The sequence below is a fragment of the Phenylobacterium sp. genome (assembly GCF_019636135.1).
In the GTDB taxonomy this organism is placed as follows: domain Bacteria; phylum Pseudomonadota; class Alphaproteobacteria; order Caulobacterales; family Caulobacteraceae; genus Phenylobacterium.
On record NZ_JAHBYD010000040.1, the window covers coordinates 1 to 23697 of the forward strand.

Annotated in this window: 26 protein-coding genes and 1 riboswitch; of the genes, 14 read left to right on the forward strand and 12 right to left on the reverse strand. The window is 71.0% G+C overall.

Annotated elements, in window-relative coordinates; translation table 11 throughout:
• From KF737_RS20630 to KF737_RS20640, 3 genes are all read right to left on the reverse strand, one after another.
• Positions 1-1735, reverse strand: a 1735-nt coding sequence (locus KF737_RS20630; protein WP_296459761.1) for a copper resistance system multicopper oxidase, incomplete at its 3' end; no start/stop codon positions are given.
• Positions 1736-2011 (reverse strand): metal-sensitive transcriptional regulator, encoded by a 276-nt coding sequence (locus tag KF737_RS20635; protein WP_296459764.1) that lies wholly within the window; start codon positions 2009-2011, stop codon positions 1736-1738.
• 79 nt (positions 2012-2090) lie between these two features.
• Positions 2091-2606, reverse strand: a complete 516-nt coding sequence (locus KF737_RS20640; RefSeq protein WP_296459769.1) for a 6,7-dimethyl-8-ribityllumazine synthase — start codon at positions 2604-2606, stop codon at positions 2091-2093.
• A gap of 85 nt (positions 2607-2691) precedes the next feature.
• A riboswitch (FMN riboswitch) is annotated at positions 2692-2865 on the reverse strand.
• Positions 2866-3469: 604 nt separating this feature from the next.
• On the opposite strand from KF737_RS20640, the gene KF737_RS20645 reads away from it, so the two are divergent.
• Positions 3470-3640 carry a hypothetical protein gene (locus KF737_RS20645; RefSeq protein WP_296459773.1) on the forward strand — a complete coding sequence of 57 codons (171 nt, stop codon included), beginning with the start codon at positions 3470-3472 and terminating at the stop codon, positions 3638-3640.
• A gap of 147 nt (positions 3641-3787) precedes the next feature.
• Positions 3788-4102 carry a VOC family protein gene (locus tag KF737_RS20650; protein WP_296459775.1) on the forward strand — a complete coding sequence of 105 codons (315 nt, stop codon included), beginning with the start codon at positions 3788-3790 and terminating at the stop codon, positions 4100-4102.
• Between the two features lie 276 nt (positions 4103-4378).
• On the opposite strand, the gene KF737_RS20655 is transcribed toward KF737_RS20650, so the two are convergent.
• The 3 genes from KF737_RS20655 to KF737_RS20665 are packed head-to-tail and all read right to left on the reverse strand — an operon-like array spanning position 4379 to position 6276.
• Positions 4379-4822 carry a flagellar basal body protein gene (locus tag KF737_RS20655; RefSeq protein WP_296459779.1) on the reverse strand — a complete coding sequence of 148 codons (444 nt, stop codon included), beginning with the start codon at positions 4820-4822 and terminating at the stop codon, positions 4379-4381.
• Positions 4823-5176, reverse strand: coding sequence for a rod-binding protein (locus KF737_RS20660; RefSeq protein WP_367273255.1), 354 nt, complete (start codon positions 5174-5176; stop codon positions 4823-4825).
• The gene (locus KF737_RS20665; RefSeq protein ID WP_296459783.1) at positions 5176-6276 is read right to left on the reverse strand and encodes a flagellar basal body P-ring protein FlgI; all 1101 of its coding nucleotides are present in this window, start codon (positions 6274-6276) and stop codon (positions 5176-5178) included. The genes KF737_RS20660 and KF737_RS20665 overlap by 1 nt, the downstream gene beginning before the upstream one ends.
• 179 nt (positions 6277-6455) lie before the next feature.
• Here KF737_RS20665 and KF737_RS20670 point away from each other — a divergent pair, with 179 nt between their 5' ends.
• The 5 genes from KF737_RS20670 (at position 6456) to KF737_RS20690 (ending at position 11303) form a co-directional block, all read left to right on the forward strand.
• Positions 6456-6890, forward strand: coding sequence for a flagellar assembly protein FliX (locus tag KF737_RS20670; RefSeq protein ID WP_296459786.1), 435 nt, complete (start codon positions 6456-6458; stop codon positions 6888-6890).
• A gap of 93 nt (positions 6891-6983) precedes the next feature.
• Positions 6984-7412: an RNA polymerase-binding protein DksA gene (dksA, locus tag KF737_RS20675; protein WP_296459789.1), complete on the forward strand. Its 429-nt coding sequence runs from the start codon at positions 6984-6986 to the stop codon at positions 7410-7412.
• A 167-nt stretch (positions 7413-7579) separates the two neighbouring features.
• On the forward strand, positions 7580-9634 hold the full coding sequence (locus KF737_RS20680) for an NAD(+) synthase (RefSeq protein ID WP_296459792.1): 2055 nt from the start codon (positions 7580-7582) through the stop codon (positions 9632-9634).
• A gap of 294 nt (positions 9635-9928) precedes the next feature.
• A complete protein-coding gene (locus KF737_RS20685) occupies positions 9929-10369 on the forward strand; it encodes a MerR family transcriptional regulator (protein ID WP_296459796.1) in 441 nt (146 codons plus the stop codon).
• 79 nt (positions 10370-10448) lie between these two features.
• Complete coding sequence (locus KF737_RS20690; RefSeq protein ID WP_296459798.1) at positions 10449-11303, forward strand: class I SAM-dependent methyltransferase; 855 nt, start codon at positions 10449-10451, stop codon at positions 11301-11303.
• 18 nt (positions 11304-11321) lie between these two features.
• Here KF737_RS20690 and KF737_RS20695 read toward each other — a convergent pair whose 3' ends face one another.
• Complete coding sequence (locus KF737_RS20695) at positions 11322-11924, reverse strand: TIGR00730 family Rossman fold protein (protein ID WP_296459801.1); 603 nt, start codon at positions 11922-11924, stop codon at positions 11322-11324.
• A 148-nt stretch (positions 11925-12072) separates the two neighbouring features.
• Here KF737_RS20695 and KF737_RS20700 point away from each other — a divergent pair, with 148 nt between their 5' ends.
• Positions 12073-13899, forward strand: coding sequence for an ABC transporter ATP-binding protein/permease (locus tag KF737_RS20700; protein WP_296459851.1), 1827 nt, complete (start codon positions 12073-12075; stop codon positions 13897-13899).
• 81 nt (positions 13900-13980) lie between these two features.
• Here the strand turns inward: KF737_RS20700 and map are convergent, their stop codons facing one another.
• Both map and sfsA read right to left on the reverse strand, forming a co-directional pair.
• Complete coding sequence (gene map / locus KF737_RS20705) at positions 13981-14799, reverse strand: type I methionyl aminopeptidase (protein ID WP_296459803.1); 819 nt, start codon at positions 14797-14799, stop codon at positions 13981-13983.
• Between the two features lie 42 nt (positions 14800-14841).
• The gene (sfsA, locus tag KF737_RS20710) at positions 14842-15543 is read right to left on the reverse strand and encodes a DNA/RNA nuclease SfsA (protein WP_296459806.1); all 702 of its coding nucleotides are present in this window, start codon (positions 15541-15543) and stop codon (positions 14842-14844) included.
• A 57-nt stretch (positions 15544-15600) separates the two neighbouring features.
• Between sfsA and KF737_RS20715 the strand changes: the two genes are divergently transcribed.
• The 4 genes from KF737_RS20715 to KF737_RS20730 all read left to right on the forward strand — a co-directional run bounded on the left by KF737_RS20715 (position 15601) and on the right by KF737_RS20730 (position 18490).
• The gene (locus KF737_RS20715; RefSeq protein WP_296459809.1) at positions 15601-16368 is read left to right on the forward strand and encodes a competence/damage-inducible protein A; all 768 of its coding nucleotides are present in this window, start codon (positions 15601-15603) and stop codon (positions 16366-16368) included.
• 60 nt (positions 16369-16428) lie between these two features.
• Positions 16429-16686, forward strand: coding sequence for a hypothetical protein (locus KF737_RS20720; RefSeq protein WP_296459812.1), 258 nt, complete (start codon positions 16429-16431; stop codon positions 16684-16686).
• Between the two features lie 219 nt (positions 16687-16905).
• Positions 16906-17685 (forward strand): SDR family oxidoreductase, encoded by a 780-nt coding sequence (locus tag KF737_RS20725; RefSeq protein ID WP_296459815.1) that lies wholly within the window; start codon positions 16906-16908, stop codon positions 17683-17685.
• Between the two features lie 10 nt (positions 17686-17695).
• A complete protein-coding gene (locus tag KF737_RS20730) occupies positions 17696-18490 on the forward strand; it encodes an enoyl-CoA hydratase/isomerase family protein (protein ID WP_296459817.1) in 795 nt (264 codons plus the stop codon).
• Positions 18491-18536: 46 nt separating this feature from the next.
• On the opposite strand, the gene KF737_RS20735 is transcribed toward KF737_RS20730, so the two are convergent.
• Together KF737_RS20735 and purU are read right to left on the reverse strand one after the other, a co-directional pair.
• A complete protein-coding gene (locus KF737_RS20735; protein ID WP_296459821.1) occupies positions 18537-19595 on the reverse strand; it encodes a glycosyltransferase in 1059 nt (352 codons plus the stop codon).
• A gap of 5 nt (positions 19596-19600) precedes the next feature.
• Positions 19601-20443 (reverse strand): formyltetrahydrofolate deformylase, encoded by an 843-nt coding sequence (gene purU / locus KF737_RS20740; protein WP_296459824.1) that lies wholly within the window; start codon positions 20441-20443, stop codon positions 19601-19603.
• Between the two features lie 74 nt (positions 20444-20517).
• Between purU and KF737_RS20745 the strand changes: the two genes are divergently transcribed.
• Positions 20518-21099 (forward strand): hypothetical protein, encoded by a 582-nt coding sequence (locus KF737_RS20745; RefSeq protein WP_296459827.1) that lies wholly within the window; start codon positions 20518-20520, stop codon positions 21097-21099.
• Here KF737_RS20745 and KF737_RS20750 read toward each other — a convergent pair.
• On the reverse strand, positions 21096-21776 hold the full coding sequence (locus tag KF737_RS20750; RefSeq protein ID WP_296459830.1) for a superoxide dismutase: 681 nt from the start codon (positions 21774-21776) through the stop codon (positions 21096-21098). The two genes, KF737_RS20745 and KF737_RS20750, sit on opposite strands and share 4 nt — an antisense overlap.
• Before the next feature lie 273 nt (positions 21777-22049).
• Between KF737_RS20750 and KF737_RS20755 the strand changes: the two genes are divergently transcribed.
• Positions 22050-23684: a ShlB/FhaC/HecB family hemolysin secretion/activation protein gene (locus KF737_RS20755; protein ID WP_296459833.1), complete on the forward strand. Its 1635-nt coding sequence runs from the start codon at positions 22050-22052 to the stop codon at positions 23682-23684.
• Positions 23685-23697: the final 13 nt, after the last annotated feature.

A 23697-nucleotide genomic window follows, 5' to 3' on the forward strand; every position in this document is an offset into this window, starting at 1 on the left:
ATGCGGCGTCCATGGGGCGCACGGTCACCACGCGGAACATCCCGGCATGCATGTGCAGCAGCATGTGGCAGTGCATGGCCCAGTCGCCGGGCGCGTCGGCCGTGAGGTCGAGGGCGACCCTGCCGCCCGGCATGACGTTGACCGTGTGCTTGCGCGGCTGGGACCCGTGCGGCGCGCCGTTCACCAGCTCCACGAAGTGGCCATGCAGGTGGATCGGGTGGTTCATCATGGTGTCGTTGACGAGGATCAGCCGCACCCGCTCGTTCAGGCGGAAGGGCAGGGGATCGACGCCGTCGGAATATTTCTCCCCGTCGAACGACCACATGAAGCGTTCCATGTTGCCGGTGAGGTGGACCTCCACCTGGCGGGTCGGCGCGGGCGCGCCGTGGTCGGGCGTCAGCGCGACGAGGTCCCTGTAGGTCAGCACCTTGCCGGGCGCGTCCTCGAGGCCCGTGGGGCGGTCGCCCGTGCGGTCGACCGGCATCGGCGAGAGCATCTGCACGCCGGGCGTCAGCTTCACCTGCGGCGCGGTCTTCGGGTCGCGCATGGCCATGCTGTGGCCGCCGCCTCCGTGGTCCATGCCGGCCATGCCGCCCATGTCCATGCCGCCCATGTCCATGCCCATGTCGCGCATCGTCAGCGCCTTGCGGGGGCGGGGCGGTGGGACCTCGGCGGTCATGCCCGGGCGCGGCGCCAGGGTGGCGCGGGCGAGGCCCGAGCCGTCGGCGGCCTCGGCGACGAGGGTGTAGGCGCGCTCGTCCGGGATGGTGACGACGACGTCGTAGGTCTCGGCGTTGGCGATCTGGAGCTCGTCCACCGTGACGGGGCGGACGTTCTCGCCGTCGGCCTGGACGACGGTCAGCTTCAGGCCCGGGATGCGGATGTTGAAGAGCGTCATCGCCCCGGCGTTGATCAGGCGCAACCGCACCCGCTCGCCGGGCCTGAACAGGCCGGTCCAGTTGTCGCGCGGGCCGTGGCCGTTGATCAGGTAGCGGTAGGTGGAGCCGGTGACGTCGAGGATGTCGGTGGGGTCCATCCGCATGGACGCCCAGGCGGCGCGGTCCTTCAGCGCCTGGTCGCGGCCGGCCAGCAGGCCCGCCACCGTCTGTTTCTGACGGTTGAAGTAGCCGGGCTCCTGCTTGAGCTTCTTCAGGATCGTGTGCGGGTGCAGGAAGCTGTAGTCCGACAACACCAGCACATGCTCGCGGTCGCAGGCGATCGGGTCTGCGCCCGCGGGGTCGAGGATCAGCGGCGCGTAGTGGCCGATCAGCTCCTGGAGCCCGGAGTGGCTGTGGTACCAGAAGGTGCCCGCGTGCTTGACCCCGAATTCGTAGACGAAGGTCTCGCCGGGCTTCACGCCCGGAAAGCTGAGCCCCGGGACGCCGTCCATCTGGAAGGGCAGCAGCACCCCGTGCCAGTGGATCGAGGTGTCCTCGTCGGCGAGCCGGTTGGTCAGCGACAGGCGGACCGTCTGGCCCTCCTTCAGCCGGATCAGCGGGCCGGGGACGGCGCCGTTGATGGCGACCCCATGGCCGGGCCGGCCGTCGACCGTCAGGCCCACATGGCCGACCTCCAGCCTGATGTCCGTCCCCGTCAGCGGCCGGGCGGCCGCCAGGCCCGGCGTCTGGCTGCGGGCCCAGGCGGGCAGCAGCGCGTTCAGCGCCGCGCCGCCCCCGAGCGTGGCCGCGGCGGAGAGGACCTGGCGCCGGTCGAAGAGGGTTGCGCGGCGGCGCATCTAGCGGGCGGTGCGTTCGAGGAGCTGGATCAGCTCGGCCGCCTTGGTGCGCTGCGCGTCGGCGTCGCCCGAGACGATGGCGCCCTCGATGCAGTGGCCGAGGTGGTCGCGCAGCATCTCGGTCTCGACCTTGGCGAGGGCCGCACGGACGGCCCGCACCTGGGTCAGGATGTCGATGCAGTAGCGGTCGTCCTCGACCATTCGGGCGATGCCGCGCACCTGGCCTTCGATCCGGTTCAGGCGGTTCAGCAGGCGCGGCCTGTTCTCGCGTTCCATCCGCGCTCTATATACCCCCATGGGGTAATGGCAAGCCTGGCGGGCCGACAGGCGCGGCGTGCGCCGGGGACGGCCTCCGTCACGCGGCCTCCGCCAGCTTCGCGAGGCTCTCCAGCGTGCCGACGCAGGCCCGCGCGGCCTCGGCGCCCTTGGTGCGGAAGTGGGCGTGGAAGAAGCCCTGGTGGACGTCGTGCTCGTGGAAATGGTGCGGCGTCAGCACCACCGAGAACACCGGCGTCTCCGTGGCGAGCTGCACCTGCATCAGGGCGCTGATCACCGTCGAGGCCACGAAGTCGTGGCGGTAGATGCCGCCGTCGACCACGAAGCCCGCCGCGACGATGGCGGCATAGCGGCCTGAGCGCGCCAGCGTCTGGGCGTGCAGCGGGATCTCGAACGAGCCGGGGGTCTCGAACACCTCGACCGCGGAGGCGGGGAGGCCGAGCTCGGCGATCTCGTCGCGGAAGCCGTGCAGGGCCTCGCGCACGATGTCGGCGTGCCAGAGCGCATGCACGAAGGCGATGCGGCCCGCGCGGAACGCGCCGTTGGCGGTGGGGAATTCCAAGGTGTTGGAGGAGGGGGTCTTCAGTTGGGTCATGGTCTTCTCCCTGACCGGGTTCAAAGGACCACGACTCAGGGAGCAGGCCGCACGCGCGGGGACGGAATCCGCCCGCCGCGAACACGACCGTTCTCATAACCGGACTATGACCGTCGGCCCCGGGATCGCACCGGGTCTGCTCGACCTTGCCGGCCCCTATGACGGACCGCCAAGCGCCCGCGGGCTCGTCCCTCCTTCGCCGCAGGCTTCGGAAGGCATTACCGCCGGTGGGGAGTTGCACCCCGCCCTGAGAACGCAGGCCGCCAGCATGTCCGACGGCGAGAGAAGGATAGGGCGGTTCCGTTGCGTTAAACAAGCGTTTGAATGCCGGCGCGGTCGCAGAATTTAGCGGGTTGACTCCCTGGATTGAGCGTGTAACTTAGAGATGCCTGCCGAATTAGGCGTTGTGCGCAAAATAATTGTTGCGTGGATATTTTTCCGCGCGTATACCCCGCCCGTTGGGAGCCATCCCGGCGGGTTTTTCTTTGGCCGCGCGGCTTCTGTTGGCCGCACGTCGTCGCGTGGTCTCTCGATAGCTGAGCTTTCCGGCCTCGCCGCCGGGCCGCCCGCAAGCGCGCTTGCGGGTGCGAGCCTCTGTCGCCCGTCGCGATGACCCGCCACGCCAGGGGAGGAACGCCATGCGCATCGCCGACAGCACCACCTTCGTCCGCGCCTCGACGGCGGCGTCCGCCTGACACGCGCCTGACCCCGGGGCGGCTTCGGCCGACCTTCATCGTCAGATGCCGTCAGGAGCCCGCAAGCCCGCGCCTGCGCGCGACTTCTCCGACTTCGGTCCGGTCATGCCGCCGTGGACCGCCACACTTCCCCAGCCCCGACGGAGGGGCGTCATCCAAGGAGACTGAATGAACCCAACCCTGACCCCGGCCTTCGTCCCGACCCTCATCGCCGCCGCCCGGAAGGAGCTTCGCCGCATGCCTCGCCGTCTCATCCGCGTCCTCGACAGCCTGTCCCACGTGACCGTCGTCTTCCTGGCCCTTTACGTCGCCGTCGCCACGGCCGGCCTCGGCGCCTGAGTCCCAACACAAGAGCTTGGAGGTCCTGATCGGGGTCTCCGGGGGCGGGTCCTCCCCGCCTGACTGAGGCCAGTCCGGCCGAGCTGGACTGTTGCCGCGCTCCCGGGTGGCCCCCACTCTCCAGGGGAGGCCATCCGGGAGATCTTCATGTTCGACCATCTGTCGCTGGGCGTGCGGGACCTCGCCGCGGCGCGCTGCTTCTACGACGCCTTCTTCGCCCCGCTGGGCGCGGCCGTGAGCGCCGCGAGTCCCCGGGAGCTGGCCTATGGGCCGGGCGGCGAGGGCGGCCGCTTCTACCTCTATCCGGTGGACGGCCCGCAGGTGGCGGGGCTGGGCGCGCACCTGGCGTTCACCGCCGAGACCCGCGCCGCGGTCGACGCGGCCTATGGCGCCGCGATGGCCGAGGGGGCGACCTCGATCCGCGCCGCCGGCCCGCATCCGGACATCGCCGCCGGCTACTAGGCTGCGTCATCCTCGATCCCGACGGCAACAGGCTGGAGATCGTCACCGGCACGATGCACTGAAGGATGATCCCCCGCCGGGGAGGGCCATCGCATATGGGTTGTGGGCGGCCGAAAGGCCGTCAGTCAAAACCGCAGAGATCGCGGAGATACGCGGAGGATTCCGGGAGATCCGCGAGCTCTCTGCGTATCTCCGCGATCTTTGCGGTTCATGAATCGGGCGGCCGGGCCGCCCACAACCCATATGCGATGGCCCTGCCCACGAAGGGCAGGGCCCTCAGGCGCGCTGGTTCAGCGTGATGGCGGTGGGGGCGACGGTGGAGGTCTGGACGCCGGTCGCGCCGTAGGCGCTGGCCTGGGTGCGCTGGACGGCGACCTCCTCGGCGATGCACTTCACCAGGCCCTCGGTGACGATGCGCGCCGCCTCGATGGCGCGGCCCTGGCGGGCGAGGACGGCGTCGAAGGCCTCGGTGGCGCGGATCAGCTTGGTGCGGGCCGCCAGCGGCGCGCCCTCGACCAGGCCGGGGTCGGCGCGGACACGGGCGCTCTCGTGGCGGTAGAGGTTCGCGAGCCGCGAGCTCTCCTCCAGGAGGGCGGCGGCGTCCTGCGGCCGGCGCTGCTCGAAGGCCTGGGCCTGGGCGGCGATCAGCTCGGTCAGGCGCTCGGTCAGCACGGTGAGCTGGTCGCAGCGGTCGGTGGCGTCGGTCGCGGCGATGGCCATCTACTGGAGCCCCTGCATCTTGAGGATTTCGCGCTGGATGGTGTCGGAGAGGCCGATGCCGCCGGCCTGGACCATCTGCTTGCCCATGGCCTCGGTCATCAGGGAGCGGAACATCTCCTCGCCCTGGCCGCCGCCGAAGGGGCCGTCGGTTTTCACGCCTTCGAACATCTGCTGCATCATGATCGAGAGGAACTGGCCCTCGAACCTGTCGGCGGCGTCCCGGGCGCGGGCGCGGACGGCGGTCCCGTCGGCCGGCTGGCCGCCGATGGCGACCGGCCTGGCGTCGAGCTTCACGCCCGGAACCGGCTTCAGGAAGGTCGGCGCGATCGTGGCGGGCGGGATCGGGTCGGCCATCACATCACCTCGATTTCGGCCTGCAGGGCGCCGGCGGCCTTGATGGTCTGCAGGATGGAGATCATGTCGCGCGGCGTGACGCCGAGCGCGTTCAGGCCCTGGACCAGGGTGGAGAGCGAGGTCCCGGTCCTCAGCGTCAGGAACTGCTTGCCCTTCTCCTCGTCGACCGAGAGGTCGCTCTGCGGGATCACGGTGGTCTGGCCGCCGCGCGAGAAGGGGGCGGGCTGGCTCACCGCGGGCTGCTCGCGCACGGTGATGGTGAGGTTGCCCTGCTGGATGGCGACGGTGGAGACGCGCACGGCGTCGCCCATCACGATCACGCCGGCCACCTCGTCGATGACCACCTTGGCCGCCGAGTCGGGCTCGACCGGCAGGTTCTCCACCTGGGCCAGGAAGGCGACCATGTTCTGCCCCGCGGGCGGGCGCAGGGTGACGATGGTGGGGTTCTCGGCGCTGGCCGCGCCGGGGTAGGCGCCGTTGACCGCGTCGGCGATGCGCCGGGCGGTGGTGAAGTCGGGATTGCGCAGGGTCATGCGCATCTGGTCCATCGAGGCCAACTGGAAGCCGATCTCCTTTTCCACCGTCGCGCCGCCGGCGATGCGGCCCGCGGTGGGCACGCCCTTGGTGATCGAGGAGCCCGAGGCGCCGCCGGCGCTGACCGAGCCGGTCTGCACCGTGCCCTGTGCGGCGGCGTAGGCCTGGCCGTCGGCGCCCAGCAGCGGCGTCACCAGCAGGGTGCCGCCCAGCAGGCTCTTGGCGTCGCCCAGGGCCGAGACGTTCACGTCGATCTGCGCCCCCGGCGCCGCGAAGGGCGGCAGCTTGGCGGTGACCATCACGGCGGCCACGTTCTTGGTGTTGAGGTTGGTCTCGCGGACGTTGACGCCCAGCCGCTCCATCATCGCTTCCAGCGTCTGCTTGGTGAAGGGCGCGTTGCGCAGCGCGTCGCCCGTGCCGTTCAGGCCCACGACGATGCCGTAGCCGACGAGCTGGTTCTCGCGCACGCCCTCGAACTCGACGATGTCCTTGATGCGGGACTTCGCGAGCGCCGGCTGGGCCAGGAAGGCCGTGGCGATGAGGAGGACGGAGAGAAGGCGACGCATGGCAGACCCTGGGCGCAAGTGTTCGCGCCCTTCACGCCAGAACCATGCCAGCCGGAAACGCCAATGAAATCAGAGTCGGGAGGCCTCGGGTGGGCAAGATCGACTAGGCAGATTCAGCCTCCCGTTAACCATGCTTCAAGTTTGCCGGGCGAAGGTGCCCGGCGAGTGTCGGAGTCATCATGAAGGTCACCGGAACAGGCGGTCTGTCCCAGACGCCGGGCGCCAGGCCCGCGCGTGCGGGCGGCGGGGGCGAGGGCTTCCGGATCGCGGCCGCGCCGGCGACGGCGGCCCCGGCGCAGCTCGCGGGCGTATCCGGCGTCCCGGGCGTCATGGGCGTCGAGGCGCTGCTGGCCCTGCAGGACGTGGAAAGCGCCACCGAGCGGAAGCGCCGGTCGGTCGGCCGCGCGGGGCGGCTGCTGGACGAACTCGACAGGCTGAAGATCTCGCTGCTGGGCGGGGAGCTCGACCCGGGCCAACTGGACCAGCTCACGCGCACCATCCGCGAGCAGCGTGCGGCCACCGACGACCCCCGGCTGGAGGGCATTCTTGACGAGATAGAAACCAGGGCCGCCGTAGAGCTCGCCAAACTCCAGGCCGCAGGAGATGCGGCGTAAGGACCTCGACCACAGCGACGACGTTGTAACGGCCCATCTTTTTGCTATACAGCCGCCGCGTGTCTCAGGGTTCCTTAGGGGCGTGAGGGTTTCATGAAAGCAGCCGTCGTTCTGGCTGAAGGTCCTGACTATCGTCCTTCCGAGGACGAGGAGTTCATGAACGAGCGCCAGCTTGAGTATTTCAAGCAGAAGCTTCTGATGTGGAAAGAGGACATCCTTCGCGAATCCCGCGAGACGCTGTCCCATCTCCAGAAGGAGACCGAGAATCACCCCGATCTCGCCGACAGGGCGTCTTCGGAGACCGACCGGGCTCTGGAACTGCGCACCCGCGACCGGCAACGCAAGCTGATCTCCAAGATCGACGAGGCGCTGCGGCGCATCGAGGACAACTCCTACGGCTACTGCGAAGAGACCGGCGAGCCCATCGGCCTGGCCCGGCTCGACGCCCGCCCGATCGCCACCCTCAGCCTGGAAGCCCAGGAGCGGCACGAGCGCCGCGAGCGCGTCCACCGCGACGACTGAGCCTCGGCCATCCCCGCGCCCGCGGGGGATGATGAGCGGGTATCGTCCCAGGCCGCGAAGATACGCCGCACGGAAAGGGCTGACGGGCGGGGAATCCCGTTAGGTTGCCGTCGATGCGGCGACGCTATATATGCTCAAATTGAGCATAAGTTAGGGGCGGGCTCCCGGTGACGAAGGTGTTCCACTCGATCCACGCCCACGGCTTCGTCCGCGCGGCGGTCTGCACGCCGCAGGTGCTGCCCGGCGATCCGGGCTTCAACGCCGCGGAGACCTTGGCCCTGGCGAAACGGGGCGATGTCGGGAACTGCGACCTGATGCTGTTCCCGGAACTCGGGATCTCGGCCTACGCCATCGACGACCTCTTCCTTCAGGACGCGCTGCTGAAGCGGGTCGAGGCCGAGATCGCGGGCCTTGCGGCGGCCTCCGAGCATCTGAAGCCGGTGCTCGTCGTGGGCGCGCCGGTCGCGGTGAACGGGCGGCTCTACAACTGCGCCGTCGCCATCTCGCGGGGCCGTATCCTGGGCGTTGTGCCGAAAAGTTTCCTGCCCAACTATCGGGAATACTACGAGAAACGCTGGTTCGCGCCCGGCGCGGGCGTCACCGGCCTGACCACGATCCTGGCCGGCCAGGAGGTCCCGTTCGGCACGGACCTCGTGTTCGAGGCCGAGGACCTGGCGGACTTCGTCTTCCACCTGGAGGTCTGCGAGGACTTCTGGGCCCCGGCGCCGCCGTCGATCCAGGGCGCGCTCGCCGGCGCCCTGATCCTCTGCAACCTCTCGGCCTCGAACATCGTGGTCGGCAAGGCGCTGGACCGCGAGGTGCTCTGCGCCAGCCAGTCGATGCGCTGCCAGGCGGCCTATCTCTACTCGGCGGCGGGGCCGGGCGAGAGCACCACCGACCTCGCCTGGGACGGCCAGGCCTCGATCCACGAGCTGGGCCGCAGGCTGGCCCAGACCGACCGCTTCCCGGCCGGCTCGCAGATGGCGGTGGCCGACATCGACGTCCAGCGCCTGCGCCTGGAGCGGATGCGCACGCCCACCTTCAACGACGGCGCGGTCGCGGCGGGTCATCCCGAGCGGACGTTCCGGCGCGTGTCCTTCGTCCACCAGCCGCACATGGACGACGTGGGCCTGATCCGGCCGCTCGACCGCTTCCCCTTCGTGCCCGACGATCCGGCGCGCCTGGACCAGGACTGCTACGAGGCCTTCAACATCCAGGTCTCGGGGCTGGTGAAGCGGCTCCAGGCGACGAAGACGAAGCACATCGTCATCGGCGTCTCGGGCGGCCTGGATTCCACCCATGCCCTGATCGTCGCCGCCAAGGCGTTCGATGCGCTGGGCCTGCCGCGCGCCAACATCCTGGGCTTCACCATGCCGGGCTTCGCCACCAGCGAGGGGACGAAGTCGAACGCCTGGGCGCTGATGGACGGCCTGGGCGTCACCGGCGAGGAGATCGACATCAGGCCGGCGGCCACCCTGATGCTCCAGGAGATGGGCCACCCGTTCGCCCAGGGAGAGCCGGTCTACGACATCGCCTTCGAGAACGTGCAGGCGGGCCTGCGCACCGACTTCCTGTTCCGCCTGGCCAACCAGCGCGCCGGGATCGTGCTGGGCACCGGCGACCTTTCGGAGCTGGCGCTGGGCTGGTGTACCTACGGCGTCGGCGACCACATGAGCCACTACAACGTCAACCCGTCGGTGGCGAAGACGATGATCCAGCACCTGATCCGCTGGGTCGTGAAGACCGGCCAGTTCGGCGGCGACGCCGACGAGACGCTGCTGTCGATCCTCGACACCGAGATCTCGCCCGAGCTGGTGCCGGCGGGCGCCGACGGGGCGATCCAGTCGACCCAGGCCAAGGTCGGCCCCTACGAGCTGCAGGACTTCAACCTCTTCCACATCACCCGCTTCGGCCTCGCGCCGTCCAAGGTGGCGTTCCTGGCCTGGCACGCCTGGCGCGACGCGGCGAAGGGCGAATGGCCGCCCAACTTCCCGCCCGAGGCGCGCAACGCCTACGACCTGGCGACGATCAAGCACTGGCTGGGCGTCTTCCTGTTCCGCTTCTTCGAGATCAGCCAGTTCAAGCGCTCGGCCGTCCCCAACGGTCCCAAGGTCATCTCCGGCGGCGCGCTCTCGCCCCGCGGCGACTGGCGCGCGCCCTCGGACGGCAACGCGCGGGTGTGGCTGGACGAACTGGAAGCCAACGTGCCCTCCCACCCTTGATGGGCCGGATAATCGCATATGGTTTGGGCGCGGCTCGTCCGCCCGATTCATGAACCGCAGAGATCGCGGAGATACGCGAGAGAGCTCGCGGGTCCACCGGAATCCTCCGCGTATCTCCGCGATCTCTGCGGTTTGACTGACGGCCTTTCGGCTGCTCGAAGCCCTATGCGATTGCCCGGCCTTGATCGGAGGGCAGGGATGGCGTCTCCCATGGCCGACGGCGGCCGGGCGCTTGTGCGCGACGGGAGCGGGCTCTAGTTGTTGAGAATCGTTCGCAACAGGGGTCCGCCAGCCATGTCCGAAGTGCTTTCGATCGGCGAGGTCGCCCGCCGGTTCGGGCTTCGCGCCTCGGCGCTGCGCTACTACGAGGACATCGGCCTCGTACGGCCGTCCGCGCGGCGGGCGGGCCAGCGCCACTACGGCGACGCGGCGCTCCGGCGGCTCGCCCTGGTGCAACTGCTCCGGCACAGGGGCCGGCTCAGCCTCCGCGACATCGCGGGCCTGCTGGCGGGCCCGTCCGATGATGGGCGCGCGCGCCGCCTGATCGCCGAGCGCATCGAGGCGCTGAACGAGCACATCCGGGTCGCGGAAGAGGCGCGGGCCTGCCTCCAGCACCTCCTCAGTTGCCCGCGTGCCGATCCGTTCGACGGTTGCCCGGTCCTGGCGGCCGAGGTGGACCGGCGGCTCGCGCGCGCCGCCGCCGTCCCCCGGGGGCTTGCGCTCAAGCCCGCTTGAACCGCTACGAACGCGGGCGGCGAAGGCGGCGCCGCATCGGGCGGCTGTCCCCTGGCGTCGGAAGCGGGAGCGGAGCGCCATGTCGGACGCGGGTGTCGAAGGGCCGGAGAGCACGGCCGTGAGGGTGGCCCTGTGGCGGGCTCTGCATCTGGAGGTCGATCCGGCGCCGCCGGTGTTCGAGGACCGCGTCGGCCTCGCGCTCGTCGCGCCCGGCCCGGAGTGGCGCGAGCGCCCGGACATGGAGCCCGAGGTCACGCGCCGGGTGCGGGCCTCCATCGTCGCCCGCGCACGCTTCATCGAGGACCTGCTGGCCGAGCAGGCCGGCGGCGCCGTCGCGCAATATGCGATCCTGGGCGCCGGCCTCGATTCCTTCGTCCAGCGCCGGCCCGAGGTCGCCGCCCGCTTCCGGACCTACGAGGTGGACCAGCCGGGGCCGCAGGCCTGGAAGCGCCGCCGGCTCGCCGAGCTCGGATACGGCGTCCCGGAACACCTGCGCCTCGTTCCGGTGGACTTCGAGGCGGGCGCCTCGTGGTGGGACCGGATCGCCGCGGCGGGCTTCGATGCGCGGCGGCCGGCGCTGGTCTCCTCGCTCGGCGTCAGCATGTACCTCACCCGCGAGGCGGTCCTGGCGACCCTGCGCCAGGTCGCGGGGCTCGCGCCGGGCTCGATCCTGGCGCTGTCTTTCCTGCTGCCCCTCGACCTCGTGGAGGCCGAGGAGCAGCCGATGCGGCAGGCGACCGAGGCGATGGCGCAGGCGGCCGGCACGCCGTTCGTCTCGTTCTTCGCGCCCGACGAGATCATGGGCCTGGCGCGCGAGGCCGGCTTCGGGGACGTCCGCCACGTCTCCGCGGACGACCTGGCCCGCCGCTACTTCGCCGGATCGGGCGGCCTGCGCCCCTCCAGCTCGGAGCAGTTGATGGTCGCGGTCGTGTAGGGGGACCAGCGTTCCCGCCTATCCCCGCCGTCCCACGGCGGCTTCGGAGGGGTAGGCCTCGCGGCCCTGGTTCAGGAGGGCGGGGACGATCTGGTCCATGGTGTCGACGGCCACCCAGGCCTGCATGAAGTCGGGCGGCGTCAGGCGCTCGTCGACCGTATGCTGGAAGAGCCTGAACAGCGGCTCCCAGAAGCCGCGCGGGTTGTAGAACACCACCGGCTTGGCGTGCAGGTCGAGGCGCCGCCACGACAGCAGCTCGACCACCTCCTCCAGCGTGCCGATGCCGCCCGGCAGGATCACGAAGCTGTCCGAGCGCTGGAACATGAGCATCTTCCGCTCATGCATGTTGTCGACGATGATGTGCTCGACGGTCTCCAGCGCCCGCTCGGCGCCCACCAGGAAGGTGGGGATGATGCCCAGCACGTCGCCGCCGGCCTCGTGCGCGGCGCGCGCCACGGCGCCCATCAGGCCCACGCCGCCGCCGCCGTAGACCAGCTTGATCCCGGCGTCCGCGAGCGACTTGCCGACGCCGCGCGCGGCGCTGAGGAACTCCGGGTCGGCCGCGTCGGAGGATCCGCAGAACACGCAGGCCGATTCCAGGCGCTGGCTGTCACGCCGCATAACGCTTACTCCAGGGGACATGCCGGACCGCTTGCCTTCCCGGCGGACGGGCCCGACTTAGTGGTGGTGCCATTAGGAGTCGTAAGCTCACCGTGAGTCCAGCGCCGTCCAGCTTCCGGGAGCCGTGCGCTTGAGTCACGCCGACATGATGCGCGCCCGCTTCTCCGGGCCCGGCGCCGTCGCCCCGCAGGAGGCGAAGTTCGCCTTCTGGGATTCGATGGCCGACCTGCTGGCGCTGGTCATGCGCTCGGGCGCGCCGCAGTTGCGGCTGCGGATCGCGGCGGCGCTGACGCTGGTCTTCGTGGGCAAGCTGTCGGGCGTGATCGCGCCGGTCATGCTGGGCGACGCCATCAACACCCTGACGCCCGCCGCGCAGGGCGGCGTGATCCTGGGCGCCCAGTTCGTGAGCCTGGCGATCGCCTTCGCCGCCCTGCGGTTCGTGGCCGCCTGCGCGCCCTATGCCCGCGACGCCATCTTCACGCGGGTCTCGCAGTCCACCATGGCGCGGGCGGCGGTGGAGACCTTCGGCCATGCCCTGTCGCTCTCGCTCGACTTCCACCAGACCAAGCAGACCGGCACGCTCTCGCGCGTCATCGACCGCGGGGCGCGGGCCACCGACTTCCTGATCCGCAGCCTGATCTTCAGCCTGGGGCCGACCTTCGTGGAGCTGGTCCTGGCGATGATCGTGATGGTCGTCCGCCTCGACTGGCGCTTCGCCATCACCGCCTTCGTGACGCTGGTCCTCTACGCGGCGATCACCTTCAGGATCACCGACTGGCGGCTCTCGCACCGGCGCGACCTCAACGAGGCGGAGAACCGTGCGGCCGGCCTCTCGAACGACGCCCTGATGAACTACGAGACGCTGAAGGCCTTCGGGGCCGAGCAACGCCTCGTCTCCGCCTATGGCGGCGCCATGGCGCAGTACGTCGACGCCAGCTCGAAGGCGAACGGCTCGCTGAACCTGCTGAACGCCGCCCAGTCGCTGATCCTGAACGTCGGCCTGGCGGCGATGACCGTGATGGCCGGCTACGAGGTCTCGGGCGGCCACCTGAAGATCGGCGACATCACCGCGGCGATCTTCCTGCTCTCGGGCCTCTACGCGCCGCTGGGCATGCTGGGCTTCCAGTATCGCGAGATCCGCCAGGGTCTCATCGACATGGAGCAGATGGTCTCGCTGAAGCAGATCGCGCCCGACATCGTCGATGCGCCGAACGCCCGGGCGCTGCCGCCGGCCAGCGGGCAGGGGGCCGCCATCGCCTTCGAGGACGTCAGCTTCCGCCATGACGCGCGCTCGTCGGGCCTGCTGGGCGTGACCTTCCGGGCCGCGCCGGGCCAGACGGTCGCGCTCGTCGGCCCCTCGGGCGCCGGGAAGACCACCGCCGTGCGCCTCGCCATGCGCCTGCTCGACCCTCAGGAGGGCCGCGTCACCCTCGACGGCGTCGACATGAAGGACGTGCAGCAGGCCGGGATCCGCCGCGCCGTGGCCCTGGTGCCGCAGGACGTGGCCCTCTTCAACGACACCCTCCACGCCAACATCGGCTTCGCCCGGCCCGACGCCACCGCCGAGGAGGTGCGCGCCGCCGCCGACGCCGCCGAGCTCGGCCCCTTCATCGACGGCCTGCCGGCCGGCATGCAGACCCGCGTGGGCGAGCGCGGCCTGAAGCTCTCGGGCGGCGAGCGCCAGCGCGTCGGCATCGCCCGCGCCCTCCTGGCCAACCCGCGCCTGCTGATCCTGGACGAAGCCACCAGCGCCCTCGACGGCCCCACCGAGGCGGCGATCCAGGAGACCCTGCGGAAGGTCCGCGCCGGGCGCACCACCCTGGTCATCGCCCACCGCCTCTCCACCATCGTCGACGCCGACCGGATCGTCGTCCTGCGCCGCGGCCGGATCGTCGAGCAGGGGACCCACGCGGAGCTGCTGGCCAACGGCGGCGAATACGCGGCGCTCTGGCGCCGGCAGACCCGCGAGGCGTAGGGCGCGGCGCGTCGTCTGCCCCGGACCTGCGGGGAAGCGGCGATCGGGGCGGCGGGCGCGATCCGGGGACCGCGCCCCCGATCACGCCGTGCGGATCTCGGGCCTGAACCGGCCCGTCGGCGAGACGGTGAAGATCTCGACGCCGTCCTCGGTCACGCCGACCGAGTGCTCGCACTGGGCCGAGAGCGACTTGTCGCGGGTGACCGCCGTCCAGCCGTCGGCGAGCAGCTTCACCGGGTGCTTGCCCAGGTTCACCATCGGCTCGATCGTGAAGAACATGCCGGGCTTCAGGACGTCGCCCGTCCCGCGCTGGCCGAAGTGCAGGATGTTGGGCGCGTCGTGGAACACCTTGCCCAGGCCGTGGCCGCAGAAGTCGCGCACCACCGAACAGCGCATGCTCTCGACGTACTGCTGGATGGCCGCGCCGATGTCGCCGGTGCGGGCGCCGGGCTTCACCTGGGCCAGGCCGCGCTCCAGGGCCTCGTAGGTGACGTCGACAAGCCGCTTGGCGCGCGGCGCGACCGCGCCCACGCCGTACATGCGGCTGGTGTCGCCGTGCCAGCCGTCCACGATGACGGTGACGTCGATGTTGGCGATGTCGCCCTCGCGCAGCGCCCGCTCGCCCGGGATGCCGTGGCAGACCACGTGGTTCGGGCTGATGCAGACGGTCCTGGTGTAGCCGCGATAGCCCAGGCAGGCGGGCAGGGCGCCGTGGTCCAGGATGAACTCGCGGGCCAGGTCGTCGAGGCGCCCGGTGGTGACGCCCGGAACCACGTGCGGCTCCAGCATGTCGAGGCACTCGGCCGCCAGGCGGCCGGCCCTGCGCATGCCCTCGAAGCCCTCAGGCCCGTGCAGCTTGATCTGGCCGGTGCGGTACTCTGCGTCGAGGATGTCTGTCATGGGAGGCTCCGGCGCGCTATGTCGCGATCCTAGCACGGAAAATCAACCGGCCCACGGCACGCGGTCGGCCAGCGCGACCCGCTCGGGGCTGATCGCGCAGCGGTAGGCCAGCACCTCGACGCCGGCGGCAGCCGCTTCGACCAGGCCCTTGGCGTAGGCCGGGTCGAGATCGGGGCAGGCGGAGAAGGCGTCGCAGTCGGTCCGCTGGATCACGAACAGCATCACGGCGCGCTGGCCGGCTTCCACCATGGCCGTGAGCTCGCGCAGGTGCTTCAGCGAGCGGGCCGCCACGCAGTCGGGGAACTCGGCCAGCGCGCCTTCGCGGCGCAGGTGGACATTCTTCACCTCCAGCCAGCAGGGCGCGCGATCGGGGTGTTCCAGCAGGAAGTCGACGCGGGAGTTCGCGCCGTACTTCACCTCGCGGCGGTGGGCGGCGTAACCCGCGACTTCGGGGATCGCGTCCGCCGCCAGCGCCTCGGCGACGATGCGGTTGGGATGCATCGTGTTGATGCCGACCAGGCCGCCGTCGGCCTCCACCAGCTCCAGCGTGTGGGCGAGCTTGCGCTTGGGGTCGTCGGACTTCGAGAGCCAGGCGGTTAGGCCGGGCGTGTTCAACCCCAGCATCGCGCCGGGGTTCGGGCAGTGGGCGGTGACGGGCGTGCCGTCGTCCAGCCGCACGTCGGCGAAGAAGCGCTTGTAGCGGCTGACGAGCGTGCCGCGGACGAGCGGTTGCAGGAAATCCATCGGGCGGGCTTAAGTCCGGCTTGAGAGCGAAAGCGGATGTAGGCGAGGGGCCGGCGGATGGCGAGTGGCAGCGATGATCGGGTGACTTGCGCGGTGCTGATCATCGGGGACGAGATCCTGAGCGGGCGGACGCAGGACACGAACCTGCGCGACATCGCACGCTACCTGAACGTGCTGGGGATCGACCTGGCCGAGGCGCGGACGGTGCCGGACGTGCTGGGCGAGATCGTGGAGGCGCTGAACGCGCTGCGCGCCCGCTACGACTATGTCGTCACCACCGGCGGCATCGGGCCGACGCACGACGACATCACCGCCGATGCGGTCGCGGCCGCGTTCGGGGTGGAGCTGGAGGAGCATCCCGAGATCATCGCCATGATGCAGGCGCGCTGGCAGGGCGAGCTGAACGCGGCGCGCCGGCGCATGGCCCGCGTGCCGGTGGGCGGCCAGCTCGTGAAGAACCCGGTGCAGGGGCCGCCCGGCTTCACCATCGGCAACGTGTTCACGCTCGCCGGCGTGCCGACCATCATGCGCGGCATGCTGGAGGACGTGGGGCCCCGGATGCGCGGCGGGCGGCCGACCGTGTCGCGGACCGTGCGCGTCGAGGGCTCGGGCGAAGGGGCCATCGCCGCCCCGCTGGAGGCGGTGGCCAGGGCGCACCCGGACATGAGCCTGGGCAGCTATCCCTTCTTCGGCGCCGAGGGCTATGGCTCGAACCTGGTCGTGCGCAGCCGGGACCCCGGGGCTCTGGCCGGCGTGGTCGACGAACTGATCGCGGCGCTGAAGGGCGCGGGGATCGAGAACGTCCGCGAGGTGGATGCTGCGTGACGGCTTACGTGATAAGCCGGTCGCAATCGCGCGCGTAATTCTGCGCCAGGAGTCCGGAATATGATCTCGCTCGTGCTCGCCGCCGCCCTGTTCGCCGCCGCCGAACCCGCCGCCACGCCCGCCGCCGCGCCGGCCCCTGCCGCCGAGAAGGGCCCGAAGCCCAACAAGGACGGCATGGTCTGCGTCAAGGAAGCGGTCTCGGGCAGCAAGATGAAAAGCCGCATCTGCATGACCCAGGCCGAGTGGGACGCCCGCAAGGCGGCCGACCGCGAGATGGTCGAGCAGGCCCAGCGCAACCGGCCGCTCCAGGGCAACTAGGACGATCCGCATCCGCCGCCCTGTCGGCGCCGCCTGCGCCGCAGGCGTCCTGATTCCCACCACCAGGAACACCAGGAGTCCGAGAAGCGCGCCGCGCCCGCCTCGTCCACGACGCCTTCGTGGTCCTGGTGGTCTTCGGGGTTGAATCGAACGGCGCCCGGGTTGACCGACGCAAGGGCGCCCGCGAGAACTCGTCGCCAAACGGGAGGAGTTCTCAAGATGGCGTTCAAACCCTTCGACCTGACCGGCAAGGTTGGACTGGTGACCGGCGGCAACGGCGGGATCGGGCTCGGCATGGCCGAGGGCCTGGCGCAGGCCGGCGCCAAGGTCGCCGTCTGGGGCCAGAACCCGGAGAAGAACGCCAAGGCCGAAGAGGCGCTGAAGGCGCACGGCGTCGAGGTGCTGGTCCAGAAGGTCGACGTGGCGGACGAAGCCGCCATCGTGAAGGGCGTGGCCGAGGTGCTGGAGCGGTTCGGCCGCCTCGACTTCTGCGCCGCCAACGCCGGCATCGGCGGCGGCGGGGCCTTCGAGGAGATGACCACCGAGCGCTGGCGCCGCGTCACCACGGTGAACCTGGACGCCGTCTTCTGGACCTTCCGCGAGGCCGCGCGGCACATGATCGAGCGCGCCAAGGCGGGCGATCCGGGCGGTTCGCTGGTGGTGACGTCGTCCACCTCGGCCGTCCACGGCGCGCCGCGCAACCAGGCCTACGCCTCCACCAAGGGCGCGGTGCTCTCGATGGTGCGGGGCCTGGCGGTCGAGTACGCGCGCTACGGCATCCGGGCCAACTCGATCCTGCCGGGCTGGATCGCCACCGACATGACCGCCGCCTCGCAGAAGTGGGACAAGTTCAACGACAAGGTCATCGGCCGCGTGCCCATGCGGCGCTGGGGCGAGTGGGAGGACTTCGCCGGCATCGCCGTCTACCTGGCCTCGGACGCGTCCAAGTTCCACACCGGCGACAGCTTCACCATCGACGGCGGCTACACGATCTATTGAGGGCAGCCCGATGACCGACCGCTACGCCCGCTACCAGCGGCTGAAGTTCGGGCGCCCGGCGCCCGGCGTGCTCCGGATCGTGATGAGCAATCCGGGCAAGCTGAACGCCGCCGACGAGACGATGCACCGCGAGCTCGCCGAGGTCTGGCGCGACGTGGACGCCGACCCCGACACCCGCTGCGCCATCCTGACGGGCGAGGGGACGGCGTTCTCGGCCGGCGGCGACTTCGGGATGATCGAGCAGATCACCCAGGACTTCGAGGCCCGCGTGCGGGTGATGCGCGAGGCGCGCGACATCGTCATGAACGTGATCGACTGCCAGACGCCGGTGGTGAGCGCGATGCGCGGCGTGGCGGTGGGCGCGGGCCTGGTGGCGGGCCTGCTGGCCGACGTCTCGATCGTGACGCCGGACGTGCGGATCATCGACGGCCACACGCGCCTCGGCGTGGCGGCGGGCGACCATGCGGCGATCGTGTGGCCGCTGCTCTGCGGCATGGCGAAGGCGAAGTACTACCTGCTCACCTGCGACCCGCTGAACGGGCAGGAGGCCGAGCGGATCGGGCTGGTCTCGCTCTGCGTGCCGGACGAGGACCTGGACGCGAAGGCGCTGGAGGTGGCGACGAAACTGGCCAACGGCGCCACTCGCGCCATCGCCTGGACCAAGCACACGCTGAACCACTGGCTGCGCACTGCGGGGCCGACGTTCGATGCGTCGCTGGCCATGGAGTTCCTGGGCTTCACCGGCCCGGAAGCCGCCGAGGGCCTGGCCTCCCACAAGGAGAAGCGCAAACCGAAGTTCGTCTAGGCGCCCAGGCGATCCGGCGTCGTCCGGTAGGTCGTCCCCGCCGCTGTCATCGGGGGCGGCCCTGCGCCGCCAGCGCCTGGTAGCGGGCGGCCTCGTCCTTCAGGCCCAGGGTCTCGTAGAGGGCGGCGAGGTTGTGGGCGGCCATGTGGCTGCCGCGGCCGGGGACGGCGGCGTCGAGGTCGGGCCGCTCGCCGATGTCGAGGCACCGCTTCCAGGCCGATTCGACCACGGGCAGGAACTCCCTGGCCGCCCGGTCGGGCGCCTGCACGGCGCACTCCAGGTAGAGGTCGCCCAGCGCGAAGTAGAAGTCGGGGCTCTCCGGCCAGTTCTCGATCTCGGCGCCCGCCAGTTGCAGCGCCTCGTCCAGGCGGCCGGCGGTCTTCAGCGCCGTGATCGCGCGGACGACCAGGCCGTGGCGCCAGGGGGCGCCGGCGGGCGCGAGGCGCAGGGCCTCGGTGAAGCACAGCGCGGCCTGCGGCGGCCGCTCGCGCACCTGGTGCTCGCGCGCGAGCTGGTACCAGAGATAGGCGTCTTCCGGGCTGGCCTCGATCCCGGCCATGAGCAGCCCCTCGTTGCGCCCCGCCTTCCGCGCCAGGTTCGCGGCCGTGTAGCCGTCGTGGCCCAGGACCAGGGTCGTGCGGAAGCTGCCTTCGCCGCCCACGGGCTGCTCGTGGACGCGACCCTGGTAGCACACGCCCCGCGGCAGAATCCGAGGCAGCCACGATCGGCCGGCTTCCTGCCCCGCCTCGTCGGCGACGTTCTCCAGCCGCACCACGCCCAGGCGGCCGTCGGGCCGGGCGGGCAGGGCGGCGAGCGCCGCGCCGTCCGCGGCGATCCATTCGTCGGCGTCGAGCACCAGGTTCCAGGCGGCGTCGGAACGGGCCAGGGCGGCGTTGCGGGCCGCGGCGAAGTCGTCGACCCAGGCGAAGGCATGGACCTCCGCGCCGCGCGCCTGCGCGATGGCGGGCGTGTCGTCCACGGAGCCCGTGTCGAGCACGATCATCCGCTCGACGTGCGGCCGGGCGCTGTCGAGGGCGCGGGCGATGCTGGCGGCCTCGTCCCGGGCGATCATCACGAGCGCGACGTGGGGGGCGAGGCGGGTCATGGCGGTCAGTCCGTGAAGACCACGGTCTTGCGGCCGTTCAGCAGCACGCGGTCCTCGATGAACCAGCGCACGGCGCGGGCCAGCACGCGGCGCTCGATGTCGCGGCCCTTGCGGATGAGGGCGGCGGGCGTGTCGCGGTGGCTGATGCGCTCGACGTCCTGCTCGATGATCGGGCCCTCGTCGAGGTCGGCGGTGACGTAGTGGGCGGTGGCCCCGATCGTCTTCACGCCGCGCGCGTGGGCCTGGTGGTACGGCCGCGCGCCCTTGAAGCCGGGCAGGAACGAGTGGTGGATGTTGATGCAGCGGCCTTCCAGCTTCGTCGCCAGGTCTTCGGAGAGCACCTGCATGTAGCGGGCGAGGACGACGAGCTCGGTCCCGCTCTGCTCGACCAGCCTGAAGAGCTTCGCCTCCTGCTCGGCCTTGGTTTCGGCCGTCACGGGCAGGTGGTGGAAGGCGATGCCGTGCAGGTCGGTGTGCGGGTAGGTCGACGCCGGGTGGTTCGAGACCACGGCGGTGATGTCCATCGCCAGTTCGCCCTGCCGCCAGCGCCAGATCAGGTCGGAGAGGCAGTGGTCCTGTTGCGAGGCCAGGATCATCACCCGGCGGCGGTCCTTGCGGCGCCGCAACTGCCACGTCATCGCATACTCGTCGGCGAGCGGCTGCAGGGTGGCGCGCCAGGCGTCGGCGCCGGTCTCGCCCGGATCGAAGACGACGCGCATGAAGAAGCGGCCGGTCTCCTGGTCGTTGTACTGCTGGGCGTCGAGGATGTTGGCCCCGGCCTCGAAAAGGCGGGCCGAGACGCGGGCCACGACGCCGGGGCGATCGTCACAGGAAAGGGTCAGGATCATCGCGCGTCAGGCCTTGCCGGGCGCGCCCGGCAAGGTCAAGGCTGGGCGCGTCAGGTGACGCCAGGGAGATTGCGATGCGTGCGGTGACCTATCTGTTGATCGGCGCCATTGCGGCGCCGGTGTCCGTGCCGACGGGCGTCGCCGCCCAGGACCGCTACGACCGGGGCGACCGCAACCTGCGCGAGGCGGTGGACGCCTGCGCCGCCGCCGTCCCCCGCAAGGTGCGCGACCAGTTCCCGCAGGCCTACGACGTGCGGATCTCGCGGTCGGACCCGCTGGCGCAGGGGCGCCGCGAGGTCTCGGTGCGCGGCGACGGCGAATTCCGCGACCGCAACGGCGGCTCGGCCCGATTCGACTACAGTTGCGCCTACGACGCCCGCGCCAACCGCACCTACGGCCTCGACGTCTACGACGTGCGGCCGGTCAAGGACCCCAACGACAAGAAGGACAACTCCGCGGCCATCGCGGGCCTGGTGCTGGGCGCCATCGTCATCGGGGCCATCGCCGCCTCGTCGTCGAACAAGGACAAGGACAGGGACAAGGACGCCTTCAGCCCGGCGTCGGGCGTCCGCTGCGTCCCGCGCGAGCGCGCCTGCTACGAAGGCGGACGCTTCTCGCGCCACTGGACCGACCGCATCTTCGTCGGCGGGCGTTAGGCCGCAGGCCGCGCGCGCTCGCCCTTGCCCTTGCCCCCGTCGGCCTCCGGCGCGGGGTAGCGGAAGCCGTCGGCCTTGCCGTTGCTGGCGGCGAGCTGGGCGGCGGCGAACTCCCAGTTGGCGACGTTGTCGAACCAGCGCTCCAGGAACGCCTTCCGGTCGTTCTTGTAGTCGAGGTAGTAGGCGTGTTCCCACAGGTCGCAGACCAGGAGCGGGAAGGCGCCTTCCTTCACCAGGGTGTCGTCGGCGTCGTGGGTGGAGATCACCTTCAGGCCCTGCGAGCCGGTGACGATCCAGACCCAGCCCGAGGCGAAGTGATTGACGCCCTCGTCGACGAAGGCGTCCCGTAGCGCGCCGAGGTCGTCGAAGCTCTCGTTGATGGCGCGCAACAGGTCGCCCGAGGGCCTGTCGCCGCCCGGCGGGCGCATGCTGTCCCAGAAGAAGGCGTGGTTCCAGGCCTGGGCGGCGTTGTTGAACAGCTTCCTGTCGCCCTTTTGCGACGCTTCGCGCACCACGTCTTCCAGCGGCTTGCCCGCGAGGCCGGCCTTGGCGGCGAGGTCGTTCAGCTTCTCGACGTAGGTCTTGTGGTGCTTGTCGTGGTGGGTGTGCAGCGTATCGGACGACAGGAACGGCGAGAGCGCGTCGTAGCCGTAGGGAAGGTCGGGGAGAGCATACATCGGGGGCCTCGTGCGTGGATGGAGGGGTTCGTCCACCCAACCCCTGGCGGACTGCGGCGTTCCGCCGAACGATGGCGAATTCGAGTTGCGCAGGGCGCCCCTGACAGTATGAACTAGGCGCGTCGGGGGGTTCGCACAGTACGCGAGGGCCTTCGACGCGTGGCCCGAGAGGGCCTCAGGCGTCGACACGGGACGCCCCAGGGGAAAGTTATGGGGCTGACCGTAGCGCGGGTATGCGCTGCGGCGACGATGTTTGTCGCCGTGGCGCCTGGAGTGTCATTTTCTCAATCGGCGGGCGGGCAGGCGGCTGCGCCGTCCCGGCAGGAGCTGAATCCGGCCGCCCGCGCGGCGCCGGACCGGCCGCCGCCGGACCTGTTCAGCGCGCCCGGCGAAGGGCCGTGCCCGCTGGCCGAGAACCCGGCGCCGCTGACGGTGCGCTCGGTGACGCTGAACGGGCTGACGTCCGTGCCGGCGGGCGCGCTGGCGGGCGCGTACGCCGACCTTCTGAACCGCGCGGCCGGCGACGCCGCCGACCTCTGCAGGATCCGTGACCGCGTGGGCGACGCCCTGTTCGACAAGGGCATCCTGGCCCGCGTCGAGATCCCGCCGCAGACCATCGGCGAGGACGGCCGGGTCACGCTGGAGGTCATCGAGGCGCGGATCGTCAACGTCACCGTCCGCGGCGACGCCGGGCCGGCCGCGCCGATCCTGGAGGCCTATGCCGCCAGGCTGCGCGGCATGACGCCCTTCGACGTCGACAAGGTGCAGCGCTACGTCCTGCTGGCCTCGGACGTCCCGGGCCTGAAGGTCCGCGCGTCGATCCGGCCCAGCCTGGCGCAGGAGCGCGGGGCGGTGGACCTGGACCTCAACGTCGTGCGCGACGACGAGGAACTGATCGTCAACGTCCAGAACCTGCAGGCCAAGGCGACCGGGCGCTGGGGCGCCCTGGCCCGCTACGACCTGAACGCCCAGGGCCAGTTCGGCGAGCGCACGTCGCTCGTGGCCTACCGCACCGTCTTCCACAACGAGCAGTGGGTGGTGCAGGCGCTTGAGGAGGCGAGGCTCGGCGGCGACGGCTGGATCGTCCGCGCCGGCGCGGCCTACGGCGAGAGCCGGCCGGGCGGCGCCGTGAAGGCGCTGGGGCTCAAGAGCAAGAACACCGTCGTCAATCTGGAGGCGGCCTATCCGCTGGTGCGCAAGCGCCGCGAGAACCTGAACCTCATCGCCGGCTTCGACCTGATCAACCAGGACACCGGCATCGGCGGCGCCGGGCGGCTGATCAACGACGACCTGCGCGTGGTCTACGCCCGCGCCGAGGCGAACCGGACCTACTACGCCGGCTATCGCCCCGTGCTCACGACGGCCGAGCTGGGCGTGCGGCGCGGCCTCGAGGGCTTCGGGGCGACGAAGGAGGGCGACGTCCTGCTGTCGCGGGCCGAGGCGAGGCCCGCGGCCTGGGTCGTGCAGGGCTCGGCCAGCGCGCTGACGGTGGTCAGCCCGACGGTCCAGCTCCTGGCCCGCGTCGAGGGGCAGTATTCCCGCCAGCCGCTCGCGGCCTACGAGGAGTACGCCGTGGGCTCGCTCACCATCGGGCGCGGCTACGATCCGGCCTACATCTCGGGCGACAGCGCGCTCGCGGCCTCGATCGAGGTGCGGGCCGGGCCGTTCCAGCCGGCCGCCGGCTGGGCCTTCAGCCCCTACGCCTTCTTCGACGTCGCCCGGACCTGGGACCGCGACACCGGCGGGCGGGCCGACACGCTGAGCTCGGCCGGCGTCGGCTTCCAGGCGCCCGTCCGCGCGCGCTGGCTGCTGGACGTGGGCTACGCCCAGCCGCTGGCGAAGCGGGCCCTGGACGGCTCGAAGCCGTCCGGCCGCCTGCTCGTGAACCTCACCGCCCGCTTCTTCTGATGCGAGGACCCGC